This window comes from Aquimarina spinulae, from assembly GCF_943373825.1.
In the GTDB taxonomy this organism is placed as follows: Bacteria; Bacteroidota; Bacteroidia; order Flavobacteriales; family Flavobacteriaceae; genus Aquimarina; species Aquimarina spinulae.
On record NZ_CALSBP010000002.1, the window covers coordinates 1,484,285 to 1,498,807 of the forward strand.

Here is a 14,523-nt window from a genome sequence, read left to right on the forward strand (position 1 = left end):
CTGATGTAAATAGTACTCATATAAAACTTTGCAACTTCTAGATTGATTTTAATTACCTTCGGTAAACAAAAACATAATCGTAATGACTACACATACCCTGTATGAAATTATCATTGTGTAGTTAAGCGTTGTGTTTTGATTCTTTATAAAAAATGACAGATAGGTGACATCTAAATGTCGTTACAAAAACAAGGAGCTCTCCATAGCTTTGTATCAAATAAAAATATAATTATGGAAACCCAATCAATCGCAAAAAACTTAGTGTATCAACGAAAATTAAAAGGGTATACTCAAGAAGAATTATCAGAAAAAACACAAGTTACAATTCGTACCATCCAGCGTATAGAAAAAGGAGATGTAACTCCACATCTTCAAACCGTAAAATTGTTGGCTACTGCATTAGATATTGAGGTGAATGATTTATTGATATTAGAAAATCCAAAGGAGGAAACGATACAGAAAAAATGGTTAATCTTATTACATAGCACTCCGTTTTTAGGCTTTATAATACCACTGGCTAATATACTTTTTCCTTTATTTATTTGGATTCATAAGCGAGAGGATAACGAATTATACCACCGTCATGGTATAAAAATTATTAATTTTCAAATAACGATGAGCATAGTGTACATACTTTCATTAGTAGCTCTTGTAACTATTGAAAAATGGGGGTTTTTCTTGTTTATATCTATAATCCCAATTAGTATAATTTGTATGTTATTTAATATAGTAAGAGTCGTTAATTCACAAAAATGCTATTACCCATTATCATTTCCGTTTATAAGCAGCAACAAAAAAGCTGTATCCAAAAAAATGATCGTATTACTATTGATGAGCACTATGTGTTTTACAAGTTGCACTCATGCGAAAGCACAAAATATTGTACGTCTGGATGGAACCGAAATAACTAAAGATTCATTAACAATTAAAATTAATCACCTCATCAAAAAGGCAAATGTACCTGGGATTGCAGTTACTATTTTTAATGACAATGAGGTTACATATCAGAAGACTTTCGGATATAAAGATTATGATAAAAAATTAGCTCTAAATGATGTTACTAATATCTACGGAGGCTCTTTTAGTAAAGCAGTTTTTGGAGTACTGGTAATGAAATTGGTAGAAGACGGTGTTATTGATCTCGACACAGCTTTAGAGTCTTATTTACCTAAAAAAATATACGAGTACAAACCACTTACACGTTGGCATGATGATTTTTCTGCCTTAAAAAACGACAGTCTATATCATAAAATAACGGCTCGTATGTGTTTGACTCACACTACTGGCTTTGCAAATTCCCGATGGATGGAATCGGATTATCAATTGCGTGTAAACCGTGAACCAGGAAGCAGGTATAGTTATTCTGGAGAAGGATTTATTTACCTGCAGGTCGTCTTAGAAAAAATAATGGGGAAGAACCTGGAGGAATTAGCACAAGAAATAATTTTCAAACCATTAAACATGAGTCACTCCAGTTACCAATGGTCATCATCATTTGAAGATAACTTTGCATACGGTCATACTATCACAAGTGAGCGTTTTAAAAAAGATATAGACAATGAGCCAAGAGGAGGTAGTACTCTAGAAACTACGCCAGAAGATTATTCGAAGTTTCTTAAAGCCGTATTACAACAAAAAATTATCACTCGAAATTCTTGGAATGAACTGTTTAAGCCACAGCTTAGAATTCATTCTATCAAGCAATTTGGCCCACTAGCCCTAAAAGATTCTACACAAAATGATGCTATTGCGTTAAGTTATGGATTGGGTTGGGGTATTTTGAAAACTCCTTATGGTTTTGGGGCGTTTAAAGAATGCCATGGCAATGGATTTCAGCATTATTCAATCATATTTCCAGAAGCACAAAAGGGTATTATGATAATGACCAATAGTGATAATGGAGAAAGTATCTTTAAAGAACTATTAGAAGTATCGATTGCAGATACGTATACACCATGGCATTGGGAGAATTATATCCCTTATAACAAAGAGTAAAAAATAAAGAAAGTATTAACGTTATCCAGATTAAGTTCTATAATTTAATGGGATAACGTTAATATATCAAGTAGAGATTACTTTTCTTTAACAGAAGAGAATCTATTATCATCGGTAGCCAAACGTGACTTTTTTACTTCTATTTTACGTAGCATCCAGTCTGGGTAATCAGAAGGATCTTCGGCATCATAAATACGAACATCCTGATTTAGATCCACATCTGGTTGAATAAGATCATCTTGTCTACATTTAAGAATTAATGCAGCCGTCTGAACTCCAGAATAACTTGCTCCTGCTACTCCATGAGATGCGATACTGGCACCACAGAGGTATAAGTTTTCGATCTCACTTTTTGGTTTATACGCCAAAGGACCAATATGGCGTAAACTTTTTTCGGTACCATATACACAACCATTGGTAGAATTTATATAATACTCATTGGTTATCGGAGTTCCCAATTCTTTTTGCACAATATGATCACTAATCCCGGGAACCACTTTTTCTAAGCTATTCACAAACTTTTGAGTCAACTTTTCTTTGAATTGCAGATATTCTGGAGAGCGTTCTTTATTCTCATTTTCGAATCGTTTAAAAGCTTCATAATTAATATAGGTAATTACTTCCATAGTATGATATCGGCCATCAAAACTTATAGGATCTTTAAGCGTTGTACAACTTATAAAAAGACCTGCAAATTCTTCACCTTCTTCGATATCAACTCTTTGCATTTCTGCAAACTGCTCATCCATATCTGCATTTTTGGGCATCATCCATATATTACCAGAATCTAATCCTGCTTTTCGAAGATCCATATCTACTGTCAAAAACAGCATTAGGGATGTACACGAATATTTCGTTTTATTAAGTTTCTTTACTAATTTACGGCTTATATTATCCCGACCTACCATATCTAAATAGGTCTTTCCCGGGTCTGCATTAGAGATCACTCTTTTGGCAAGAATTCGCTCACCGTTTTCGAGTTCAACTCCAATAGCTCGTTTTTTCTTTTCTCCTTCTAATAAAATACGTTTTACACTTTGCCCGGTACGCACTTCACTACCATGTTTTTTAATAGCATTAGTCATAGCCTTTACTATAGCTCCGCCACCACCCATGGGATAAAAACCACCGTCAAAATAATGATCCATTACTGCGCAATGTAAAGGAAAACTTGCTTTACCTGGTGGTAATCCATGATCACCATATTGTATATTGAGTATCGTTTTGAGTAATGGGTTTTTGAGATACCAACCAATCACCCTTTTTAAACTAAATAAAGCATATTTGCCCATGTATTTTGTTCGAAAAGGAATAGTAACATGATCCCAAAAGCCTTTTATTTTAGGAATCAATTGTATTTGTCGACTCACTGTACGAACCATAGTGAGGTATTTTCTAATATCCTTCTTTTCTTCTGGAAAGCGTTGTGATAACGAGTCACATAATGCATCAAAATTAGCAGGGAAATCAAAACGTTCATCACCAATCCAGCAATGTTCGTATGCCTTTGTATTCATTCTAAAAAAGGCGAGATCATTTGCAATTCCCAGTCCTTCATAAAGTTCGCTTGTCGATTGTCCTTTATCTAACAATCCTACATAATGCACTCCAGGTGTAAAACGATATCCATTTAGGTAAAAACTATGGCACCATCCCCCAGGCACATCATGTTGTTCGAGAACTAATACCCGTTGACCACTGCGAGCCAAACAAATTGCAGAAGCTAACCCCCCTACTCCAGAACCAACAATGATTGTATCAATTTCATTTTCAACTTGTAATTTTAGATCTGTTGTTTCCTGAGGGTTGTCTTGCATTATTTATAATAAATAAAAGATTAACTTTTTAATTGTTTTGTAATGATACAACTATATTTTCAGAAGTGACGAATGAACTTATCCAGAGTATTACTTTTATCTGTAAAATACACACTTCACCCTTCAATTTTGTTATGTTTTTCAATTCCCCATTTATCTATAAAAAATTACCATTCGTCTACACTAAAAATACATTTCAACGAAAGTAATAATGAAATTATCCCTAAAAAGGAGACCTTTAGTGTTGTTAAAGAACATTTTTTAACCTAACTTAAAACACTGAAATGATGAGTTTGACTTTTTTATTAATAGATGATGACGAAATAGAACGGCTAAAATTTGCCAGAGTTTTGGATAAAAATGACTATCCTCACAAAATTATAGAGGCCAAAAATGGTGAAGAAGCTTTAGATGTTTTAGCAAAAAAGGATCAACAACCCGATATTATTTTCCTTGATCTAAACATGCCTAAAATGAATGGTTTAGAATTTTTAAAAGAACTAAAATCAGATACATCATTACAATACATACCGGTGATCATTTTAAGTACATCTAATAATCATCAAGATCTTAAAGAAGCGTATGAAATTGGAGCTGCTGGTTATATTGTAAAACCACTAAAATATGAAGAATACACGCATAAAATAAAATGTTTAATTGAATACTGGAGTGTTAATGAACTTTTAAAAGCATAACAGTTATCTTTATAAACTTCAAAAAATAATATGGATATGAAATAAATACATTTTTAATGTAAATATATTGTCACTATAGGAGTTCTTATCCGTTTTTATACCCCATAAAGAAAACATCAGTTTGAGTTAAGATAATTACAACTCAAAAACTGAGAGCTACCCCTATATCGTTTTCTTTTAAGATCATACACAATCATTCAAAACTACAACACAATAGTATTTTTGAGGTATAAAAACATCTAACCAAAAAGTTTTTAAAAGAATGAAAGGAATAGTATTTACAGAATTTTTAGAATTAGTCGAAGATAAATTCGGATTAGAAGTAGTTGATAAAATTATTCAACAATCTAATCTACCCTCGCAAGGAGCATATACTGCCATAGGTACCTATGATTTTTCTGAAATGTTGGGATTGTTAAAGCATCTTAGTGAGCATACAAAACTAAGTATCGACGATCTTCTTCTTACCTATGCCGAACATTTTTTTTCTGTTTTAGCCAGTAGCTACCCCGATTTAATTAACAAGTACAATGATCCAATAGAAATGCTATCTTCTATCGAAAATCATATTCATGTCGAAGTTCGAAAAATATATCCTGATGCAGAACTTCCCACTTTTGAAATACAAGAAAAAACAGCCTCTAAACTGGTTATGATTTATAAATCCAGTAGAGCCATGTATAGTTTTGGGCTTGGGCTAATGCGTAAAACTTTTGAGCATTTTGATGCTACCGCCACAATCACTCTAGAAAAACTCACATCAGATGGAACGGAAGTAAAATTTAGTATCGTGAAAACAAATGAGTAGTGATGATATAGAAATACTAAAAAGAGCCATACAAAGAGAAAAATTAGCTCGAAAACAAGCAGAAAAAATTCTTGAGGATAAATCCCGAGAACTTTATCTGATCACTCAAGAATTAAAGGAAACTAATGAAAAACTAGAAGATCAGGTAGGTACAAAGGAATCTGAGCTGCAAGGTGTATTCGATAATTTATTAGATGCATATGTACGAATGGATATTTTTGGTAATGTCCTGGAGATGAACTATGCAGCTAGAAATTTATTTGGATATGATATTACCGAAGAGAAACTAAATGTTATAAAACTTATTTATAAAGACGATTATAAATACGCTATGGCTTCTTTTCAGGAATTGGTTACCAAAGGTTCTTTTTCTGATTACCAGGCCCGGGTATATACCAAAAATAATGGAGTACGCACCGTTCATATTAATGCCAGTCTTATTTTTGACAAAAACAAAACTCCTATAGGCGCACAGGGTATAGTAACAGATATTACCGAAAAGCTTAAACAAAAACAAATATTCGAAGAACAGAAAAAACAACTATCTGTTATTGTCGAAAACTCGTCTTTGGGAATTGCGCTTTCTCAATTTGGAAAAATACTTCAGACCAATAAAGCTTTCCAGGATTTATTAGGATATACACAAGAAGAACTACTACAAATGGAGATCAAAGATATTTCTCTAAAAGATGAATACGAAGCCTCGGCCAGCAATATGGAAAAAATGAATAATGGTGAGATTGACAATTTTTCTATAAATAGAAGATATGTAAAACGAAATAAATCCACATTCTGGGCAAAGACCAACGTAGCCGCGGTACGTGATCCAGATAGAAATATTAAATACATGGTTGCCTTAGTAGAAGATATTACAGAACAATTAGAGGTAGAAAAACAAAGAGATCAACTGGTAAAAAACCTGGAGAAAACAAATCAGGAACTTAAGGATTATGCACATATCGTTTCTCATGATCTAAAATCGCCATTAAGAAGTATTAATGCTCTTGTAAACTGGATTAAAGAAGATCATATTGATACACTTGATACATCTGGTGTAAAACATTTTACCATGATCGAAAATACACTAGAAAAAATGGAAACCCTCATCAATAATATCCTTAGTTATTCTAGTGTAAGTAACAAAGAAAACCTGCAAACCAAAGAAATAGATCTTAATATACTTATAGATGATATAAAAAATATTATTCTGATTCCTGATCATATAGAAGTTTCTATTAAAAATAAACTTCCTGTAATCGATGGTGATATCACCAGAATTCAACAGCTTTTTCAGAATCTAATTGGTAATGCCGTAATTTATACTGATAAAGAAATCGGAACAATAGAAATTGATCACGAAGACAAAAAGACCTATCACCTCTTTAAAATTAAGGATAATGGGATAGGGATAAAAAAAGAGCATCACAAGAAGATTTTTAGGATGTTTCAATCTGTAGGAGACAATGAAAATTCTTCTGGAATCGGACTCGCAATTGTAAAAAAAATAATAGATCTATATGAAGGTGATATATGGTTAGAAAGTGAATTAGGTAAGGGCACAACATTTTACTTCACATTAAAAAAATAGGAGCTATGAGATTTCAACAATTTGAAAAGAAAAAAAATCAAGATTGGACTGCTGTTGTAACAACAGAAAAAAAGCTACACAATCCTTTAGTGCTGGTTTTCGGAAATCGATATGAATTAGAGAACCCCGAAGTTTATAACGATGTAAAAAAACTATTCCCAGATGGAGAAATTGTTATCGGTTCTACTGCCGGTGAAATTATTGGGAGTAAAGTTCTTGATGATTCGATAGCGCTAACCGCCATAGAATTTGAAAAAAGTACCTATGCCATATTTCGAGAAAATAGTATCGACAATAATAAAGATGCAATACGACTAGGAAACAAACTAATTCAAAAAGTACCAAAAGAGGGCTTAAAACATATTTTTATTATTTCTGAGGGTAGTTTTGTAAACGGTTCGGCATTAATCGAAGGTCTCGAAACAAAGATAGACGATATTGCCATTACGGGTGGACTCTGTGGGGATGATTCGAGATTTGAAAAAACAATATCGGGGTATAATGAGAATCCTAAAGAAGGAGAAGTTATATTAATCGCCTTTTATGGTGAATCTCTAGAGATTAGTTATGCCCAGTATGGGGGGTGGACTCCCTTTGGGCCAGAGCGAATTATTACAAAATCTGATCAGAATGTACTGTACGAATTAGATCATCAACCTGCTCTGGATTTATATAAAAAATATCTAGGGGATAAAGCCGCAGAACTCCCTCAATCTGCATTATTATACCCACTTAGTGTTAAATCTAAAGATAAAGAAGAGCCTATTGTAAGAACAATTCTATCTATCGATGAAAAAACCAATACAATGATACTGGCAGGAGATGTCCCAGAGGGAGCTGTCGTTCAATTAATGATGGGACATATTGATAATATTGTAGATGGAGCCCTGCAAGCAGCAGAAATAGGAATGAAAAACAGAAAACACAAACCCGAATTAGCTTTATTAGTAAGCTGTATTGGTAGAAAATTGGTTATGGATCAACGTGTTGAAGAAGAAGTAGAAGAAGTTATAGAATCTATTGGCACTCAAGCTACTGTAGCTGGGTTTTATTCATATGGTGAACTCTCTCCTTTTGAAGGAAAAAACTCAAACTGCGAACTACACAATCAAACAATGACCTTAACTTTATTTAGTGAATAATATGCACTCATTATTGACCAGACAAATCAAAAAACATTTGAATACCGAGCGTAAAGAATCTCAGTATTCAGAAAAATTTTTAAATGCTATTGATAGATCCTATCACAATTTTGAAGATCAACTAGGCATGTTACAAAGGGCAATGTCTATAAGTTCTAAAGAATTATTTGATGCCAATCAAAAGCTCCAGCAGGAAGCAGAACAGCAAAAAAAGGTGATTGCCAGTTTAACCGATGCTACCAGGATTCTACAATCCATAACTTTCAAAAACATGAAAGAAGGAAAAAATGGAGACGAACTCTCGGGAATCGAACTTGCGGTAATGATCGAGGAGCAAGCTGTTCAAATTTCTGAAATAGAGAAACAAAGAGAATTGCTACTCAAAGATTTAGAAAAAAGTAATAAAGAGCTTAACGATTATGCGCATGTAGTATCTCACGATTTAAAATCTCCATTACGAAGTATCAATACGCTTATTAACTGGATAAAAGAAGATGCTAATGGGGAACTTAAAGCGCCAATACTAAAGAACCTGGATTTGATAGATCAAAATATTGAAAAAATGGATAACCTAATCAGTGGGATTTTAGAGTATTCTATAATTAGTGATAAATCGAGGAATTTAAAATCTGATATCGATTTAAATACCTTAATCGAAGATATTACACATCTCATACATCCTCCTGATCATATCACAATTAGTACACACGATAAGCTTCCTGTTATATATGCAGATGTATCACGAGTTAAGCAAATATTTCAGAATTTAATTAATAATGCAATACAAGCAATAGATAAGGATAAAGGAGAGGTTATCATAATGTATGAAGAAATCCCTAATTTCTGGAAATTCGGTATTAAAGACAATGGAAGAGGGATTTCTAAAAAATATCACAACAAGATATTTCAGATATTTCAAACGCTCGATGATCAAAAAAAATCAACAGGTATTGGATTATCGATCGTAAAAAAAATAGTAGAATTTTATAATGGTAAGATCTGGATCGAATCTGAAGAAGCCCAAGGAACTACTTTTTATTTTACATTAAAAAAATAAGGTATGAACGAAACTCCAAATCTCATATATATAAAAGAACTGGCTGCAGGTTCTGAGGCTTTTGAACAAAAATTAATTGGTATTGTAAAGCGAGAATTTCCTGATGAAAAAGATGAATTTCTTAAAAATTATACCTCAAAAGCATATACTAAAGCAGCAGAAAATGTTCATAAACTAAAACATAAAATCGGAATGTTTGGTTTTGAAGAAGGGTATCAAACCGCAATAGACTTTGAAGAAGAGCTAAAAAGCGGTAGCACTTCGTTATATTCAAAATTTATATTAATTTTAGAATCCATAGAGCATTTTCTAAAAACGCTTTAAAAATCCTTAAAAACCAACTTACTATGAATTGCATAATTATAGATGATGAAGAAACCGCAAGAATGATTATTCAACAACTTTGTTCGCAGGTTGATGAACTCAATGTGATTAAGGATTTCCCTAATGCAATTCAGGCTATTAAATTCTTAAATAAAGAAGAAGTAGATCTCATATTTCTGGATATTCATATGCCCGATTTTACAGGTTTTGATTTTATCGATACCCTAAAAAATCCCCCAAAGATTATTTTAACAACTTCTGACAAGAATTTTGCTTTAGAAGCTTTTGAGTATGAGTGTATTGTAGATTACCTGGTAAAACCAATAACCTTACCCAGGTTTCTTAAAGCCATACAAAAGGCAGAAAGTGCTACTACAGTTGCTACAACAGAAGCCTCTGTAGAGACTTCTACAGAACTGCCATCGAACACTCCTTCTTCTGAAGAAAATGAGCTTTATATTAATATCGACAGAAGATTAATCAAAATTAATCTCCCAACTATTAATTTGATAGAAGCCAAAGGAGATTATGTACTGATAAAAACCGAAAAGCAAAATTATACAGTGCATTCTACCTTAAAAAAAGTTGAAGAAAAACTACCAACCGATCTTTTCTTAAAAGTACATCGATCTTATATCATTAACATCAAAAAAATCATTGATATAGAAGACAACAGTGTGCTTATTGCAAAAGATGTTATCCCTGTAAGTCGTTCTAACCGTCCAGAGTTAATGAAACGTCTTAATATGCTTTAAACTAAATTAGTAATATCTCATTGATTTGTCACACTGAGCCTGTCGAAGTGCTTTCAAATTTGTATTTTCAAATGTCTTCGACAGGCTCAGACTGACAAGAAGTTTTAAATCCTATTCCTCAGACATTGATTATCCGGTTTAAAAACTCATCTCTTCGTAAAACCCATTCATCTACAGCAAATTACCACTGATCGAATAACACCAATACAAGGAGTTGATATAGATTAATTTTAGTCATCTGAAAACCTATATCTATATCAACATGAAAAAAATAACTACCCTTATAGCCTTCTTGATAGCTTTATCCGTAAACGCTCAACAACCCTTTGATTGTGATGAAGGTAATTTCTACCAGGTAATCTCTGGATCTTTAAAAGCATATGATCCCATTACCGGTTCATATTCTGAAGCACTACACACCTATTCTACTACCTACAATGCGGGAGGATATAATCCCGAAGATAATTACCTGTATGCCATTAAGAAAGGTGACAATCATCTCCTTAGAATTGCTAAAGATATGGTGATTGATCTTGGTGCTGTAACCCCTGCCGGGACAACAGTTTTTGGTGGTGGATATGCAGCAGATGTAGATGCAGACGGAAACCTTTGGGTATATCAAAACAACAATAAAAAAACATTTCATAAAATAACAAATCTAAAAGACTATGACGGTTCTTCTTCTCCCGTTTTCGAGGTTGTAGAGGCTGATCAGGCTTCGCCTAGTACTTGTGCAGATATTGCCTATATAAATGGTTCTTTTTATGGAGGAAGCAGAGGAAAACTATACAAATGGGACCTGTCTTCGGGAACACCCGTATTTTCTGAAAAAGCAGTAACCAATTTACCAACAGGTACTTTTGGTGCAGCATATGCCGATGCTAATAACAGATTGTATTTATCTGTTAACAACGGAGGTTTATACCTAATCAATGATTACGAAAGTGCTACCCCAACAGCTACATTGCTTAATCTTACCGAAACCACAAATTCTAATGATGGTTTTAAATGTGCCAACGGTATTTCTCCGTTGGATAAAGATCAAGACGGTACCTTAGATTCTATGGATGCCGATAGTGATGGTGATGGCATTACAAATATTGCAGAATGTAATGGTATAAATCCTTACGGAGATAGTGATGGAGATGATTTATACAACTACCTTGATAATGATATCAGTGGTAACGGAGACAATGTAGTACAAGATGCTTTTGATAGAGATAGTGACGGTAATCCCGATTTTCTGGATATCGATTCTGATAACGATGGTATCTATGATATTGTAGAAGCAGGGCAAGGCGATAAAGACACGAATAACGACGGAGTCTACAATGGATCAGACAACAACTTTCTGGATACCGATCTCGATGGATTAGCAGATGCATTTGATCCTGATCAAGGGAATACTTTTATCCCTAACGATACTGATAATGATGGTATTTATGATTGCTACGATATCGATTCTGATAATGATGGGATTGTAGATATCATAGAAGGGCAAAACAGTGCTAGCTATCAGGGATTATCTAACATTGATGAAGATAACGATGGTATGGATGATGCCTTTGATCCTGATTATGCAGGAACTGTAAACGGAACCGTAAATACCGATGGTACCGATGCTTATGATCACCTAGATACTGATTCTGATAATAATGGTATATCTGATAGTACCGAAGCATATGATAGTGATGGTGACGGAGTTGCAGAAACTACACTATCCGGAGTTGATAATGATAATGACGGATTAGATGATAGCTTTGATTTAAGAAAAAGTAGTTTTGCTCCAGAAAACGGAGGGCAAACCCCTGCAAGTTTTCCTATCCCAGAGATTTGTGACCGATATAACTACTTAGGTGATTTTTCTTCTAACGGAAAGCCACTGTATTTAGACGGGCAGGATACAGTTAGCCAAGAAACTATCGATTTGATAAATAATGCGCTACCAGAAGGGTACCCGGTACCAGATTTTAACCCTCACTATATTTCTTCGGGTTATGATACAGATATTGAAGTACAGGAACAAGCTGATATATGGGTTACTTTTATAGGAGAAGGAGCAGGATATAAAAACACACTGGGGTTCTATACCTATGATATTAACAACCCTTCGCCTTCAATCCCTGCGCCAGAAGATATTACGATCATTTTCCCTAATGTATCAGCAGTAGGAAGCGGTGGCGAATTAGAAGTAGGTGATAAAGTAAAAATAGGAACTTTTCCTCCTAATACAGGAATAGGATGGGTATTGCTAGCCAATGCATGGTCAGACGGTTGTGTAGGAACAGGACACTGGCAACTACACTCTAATCCGGATTATAATCCAGAAACAGATCCAACCCTGCGATATCACAATGTTTTATTATCTGATCCCGATAACGAAAGAATTATATTAGGCTTCGAAGATATAAGAAGAGATTATGCTTCTTGTGACCAGGATTTTAACGATGCGTTATTCTATATCACGGCAAGTCCTTATACTGCGATCTCTACAGATAATTGTGTAGATATCGATACCGCAACCGATGTTACTTCTGCCAATAATGGTGGGTTAGAAAGTAATGGTGACTTGGCAAGCTTAATCGCCAAACGTAACTTTAGCAGAACAAAAACGAATAGTATTTTCAATACCAAAAAGAGTCAAAAAAGATTTCAGCCTGGTACGAAATCATACAAATCGGCAAACAATGAAGATTTAAGCATCTATTTCCCTAATACAGGAATATTAGGTACCGAGTCTACTTATGTATCCAGTCCAGAAGATCTATTGGGTATCACCAATGCAGAAGCTGTATTCTCTGTAGATTACTATAAAGGAAATGAAAGAGTAGCAGCAGCTCTTGCTACATCAACAAAAGGTTCGGTTTATGATCATTCAAAAACAATATGCGATCGATTAAACGGCTCTAAATTACTAGATGTACGAACGGTAACTATCAAAAATCATACGCTTGTAAGTACCAGAATAGAAAGAGCTTCGGGTCAAATTGAATATGCACTAACCTTCTCGGTTAAGAAAGGTAAAGCTGAAAATGAAATCTATAGCTTATGGAATATCGGTAACTATCCTGATGGAGATTATTTAAATTTCCAGGTATGGGGCGGATCGGTGCCACAAGTAGCAAATATTGCGAATCACATCTTAGATACATTTACAACCGATAAACCTATGCGTAGTCATAAAGTAAGTTATAGAGTACCTACCGTATTTGTAGAAAAAGGAGCATACGCAAATGGAAAGCTAACTCTTAATATTATCAATAAATTAGGTTCAACTCAGATGACATTTAATGGAAACATTAGAACGACCGAACAATCAAAAGAACACAATATGGTTGAAACAATAGCATTATCAGGAGCATACAATGAGCAAATTACTATAGAAACAGGGTATTTATTTGATATCGGGTTCTCTATTAGAGGAGAAAACTCTGCTCAATTAGATGCATTATACCTGGCAGATGGTCCCTGGGGTATTGATTACCGGGAGCAGGGAGTCGTAATCGAGAATTTCAAAGTCACAACACATGACGTAGCAGCTCAAAAAAATGAATATACTATAGAACGTAATGCACTGGTATATGGCGAAGTAAAAGAAACGCTAAATCTTTTTAGAAATATACTGGCAGGTGAACTTACACTAGCGGTATCTGACTACGATGCTGTACAGTTCGAAATGCATAATGATAGAGATATCGAGGTGATATTAGTAACCGAAGGCCTTACAGACTGGAGTAACAGACTTAGATATAGAATTGCTGCCACCGATAAAAAAACAACACATACCCTTTCGTTCACTGATTTTACAAATGGAAATAAAGAAAATGAAACGTTCGAAAAAGTAAGAAGCATTGTATTCTCGGTACAGGGAGATTATCAAAACTTTACTCCATTTCATATAGAAGTATCGGATCTGGCATTCACCAGTACGGTAACAATAGATCCAGAACTAGATCCCGAAACACCAGCTGTGGTAACAGAAGATGAGGAAGAAACTAATGATGACCAAATCGCACAAGTAGAAACAGATGAGCAAATCACAACAGTGACTACGCTTTCTAATTACCCTAATCCTTTTAGAAATAAAACTACGATTAGAGTACCGGGCACAAACCAGACAATAGAAATGGTTGTTATCGATATGATAGGAAGAACAGTACGACAAGAACGTATGACACTACATAATAACAGTATAACTTTTGAAACCAAAAGTCTTATCCCCGGTGTATACTATTACATCTTAAGAGGTGATAACAAACAAAAATATAAAGGCAGTTTTTTAATCCGATAATAAAGTATACCATTTAGCACTTAAGTTTACACTAAATGGTATTAGGTTAAG

10 protein-coding genes are annotated in these 14,523 nt (G+C 34.1%); 9 read left to right on the plus strand and 1 reads right to left on the minus strand.

Going from position 1 to position 14,523, the window contains the following annotated elements; all coding sequences use genetic code 11:
• Positions 1 to 231 precede the first annotated feature (231 nt).
• A complete protein-coding gene (locus NNH57_RS12230; protein ID WP_108807418.1) occupies positions 232 to 1,995 on the plus strand; it encodes a serine hydrolase in 1,764 nt (587 codons plus the stop codon).
• Positions 1,996 to 2,072: 77 nt separating this feature from the next.
• On the opposite strand, the gene NNH57_RS12235 is transcribed toward NNH57_RS12230, so the two are convergent.
• Complete coding sequence (locus NNH57_RS12235; RefSeq protein WP_074407490.1) at positions 2,073 to 3,812, minus strand: phytoene desaturase family protein; 1,740 nt, start codon at positions 3,810 to 3,812, stop codon at positions 2,073 to 2,075.
• Between the two features lie 284 nt (positions 3,813 to 4,096).
• Between NNH57_RS12235 and NNH57_RS12240 the strand changes: the two genes are divergently transcribed.
• The 8 genes from NNH57_RS12240 to NNH57_RS12275 all read left to right on the plus strand — a co-directional run bounded on the left by NNH57_RS12240 (position 4,097) and on the right by NNH57_RS12275 (position 14,472).
• Entirely contained in the window at positions 4,097 to 4,507 is a 411-nt protein-coding gene (locus tag NNH57_RS12240; RefSeq protein WP_074407489.1) for a response regulator, read from the plus strand.
• Between the two features lie 262 nt (positions 4,508 to 4,769).
• Positions 4,770 to 5,315 carry a heme NO-binding domain-containing protein gene (locus tag NNH57_RS12245; RefSeq protein WP_074407488.1) on the plus strand — a complete coding sequence of 182 codons (546 nt, stop codon included), beginning with the start codon at positions 4,770 to 4,772 and terminating at the stop codon, positions 5,313 to 5,315.
• Positions 5,308 to 6,903, plus strand: coding sequence for a PAS domain-containing sensor histidine kinase (locus tag NNH57_RS12250; protein ID WP_074407487.1), 1,596 nt, complete (start codon positions 5,308 to 5,310; stop codon positions 6,901 to 6,903). Before NNH57_RS12245 ends, NNH57_RS12250 begins: the two co-directional genes overlap by 8 nt.
• Positions 6,904 to 6,908: 5 nt before the next feature.
• Positions 6,909 to 8,045, plus strand: coding sequence for an FIST signal transduction protein (locus NNH57_RS12255; RefSeq protein ID WP_074407486.1), 1,137 nt, complete (start codon positions 6,909 to 6,911; stop codon positions 8,043 to 8,045).
• A gap of 37 nt (positions 8,046 to 8,082) precedes the next feature.
• The gene (locus tag NNH57_RS12260; protein WP_254504164.1) at positions 8,083 to 9,102 is read left to right on the plus strand and encodes a sensor histidine kinase; all 1,020 of its coding nucleotides are present in this window, start codon (positions 8,083 to 8,085) and stop codon (positions 9,100 to 9,102) included.
• Positions 9,103 to 9,105: 3 nt separating this feature from the next.
• Positions 9,106 to 9,426, plus strand: a complete 321-nt coding sequence (locus tag NNH57_RS12265) for an Hpt domain-containing protein (RefSeq protein WP_074407484.1) — start codon at positions 9,106 to 9,108, stop codon at positions 9,424 to 9,426.
• 23 nt (positions 9,427 to 9,449) lie between these two features.
• Positions 9,450 to 10,181 carry a LytR/AlgR family response regulator transcription factor gene (locus NNH57_RS12270; RefSeq protein WP_074407483.1) on the plus strand — a complete coding sequence of 244 codons (732 nt, stop codon included), beginning with the start codon at positions 9,450 to 9,452 and terminating at the stop codon, positions 10,179 to 10,181.
• Positions 10,182 to 10,443: 262 nt separating this feature from the next.
• On the plus strand, positions 10,444 to 14,472 hold the full coding sequence (locus NNH57_RS12275; RefSeq protein ID WP_074407482.1) for a DUF6923 family protein: 4,029 nt from the start codon (positions 10,444 to 10,446) through the stop codon (positions 14,470 to 14,472).
• The last annotated feature ends 51 nt before the right edge of the window (positions 14,473 to 14,523 follow it).

Bases quoted from the DNA above. Each gene is read 5' to 3' on its own strand.
- NNH57_RS12265 (WP_074407484.1), top strand. From the start codon at position 9,106: ATGAACGAAACTCCAAATCTCATATATATAAAAGAACTGGCTGCAGGT.
- NNH57_RS12235 (WP_074407490.1), bottom strand. From the start codon at position 3,812: ATGCAAGACAACCCTCAGGAAACAACAGATCTAAAATTACAAGTTGAA.
- NNH57_RS12250 (WP_074407487.1), top strand. From the start codon at position 5,308: ATGAGTAGTGATGATATAGAAATACTAAAAAGAGCCATACAAAGAGAA.
- NNH57_RS12230 (WP_108807418.1), top strand. From the start codon at position 232: ATGGAAACCCAATCAATCGCAAAAAACTTAGTGTATCAACGAAAATTA.
- NNH57_RS12245 (WP_074407488.1), top strand. From the start codon at position 4,770: ATGAAAGGAATAGTATTTACAGAATTTTTAGAATTAGTCGAAGATAAA.
- NNH57_RS12270 (WP_074407483.1), top strand. From the start codon at position 9,450: ATGAATTGCATAATTATAGATGATGAAGAAACCGCAAGAATGATTATT.
- NNH57_RS12275 (WP_074407482.1), top strand. From the start codon at position 10,444: ATGAAAAAAATAACTACCCTTATAGCCTTCTTGATAGCTTTATCCGTA.
- NNH57_RS12240 (WP_074407489.1), top strand. From the start codon at position 4,097: ATGATGAGTTTGACTTTTTTATTAATAGATGATGACGAAATAGAACGG.
- NNH57_RS12255 (WP_074407486.1), top strand. From the start codon at position 6,909: ATGAGATTTCAACAATTTGAAAAGAAAAAAAATCAAGATTGGACTGCT.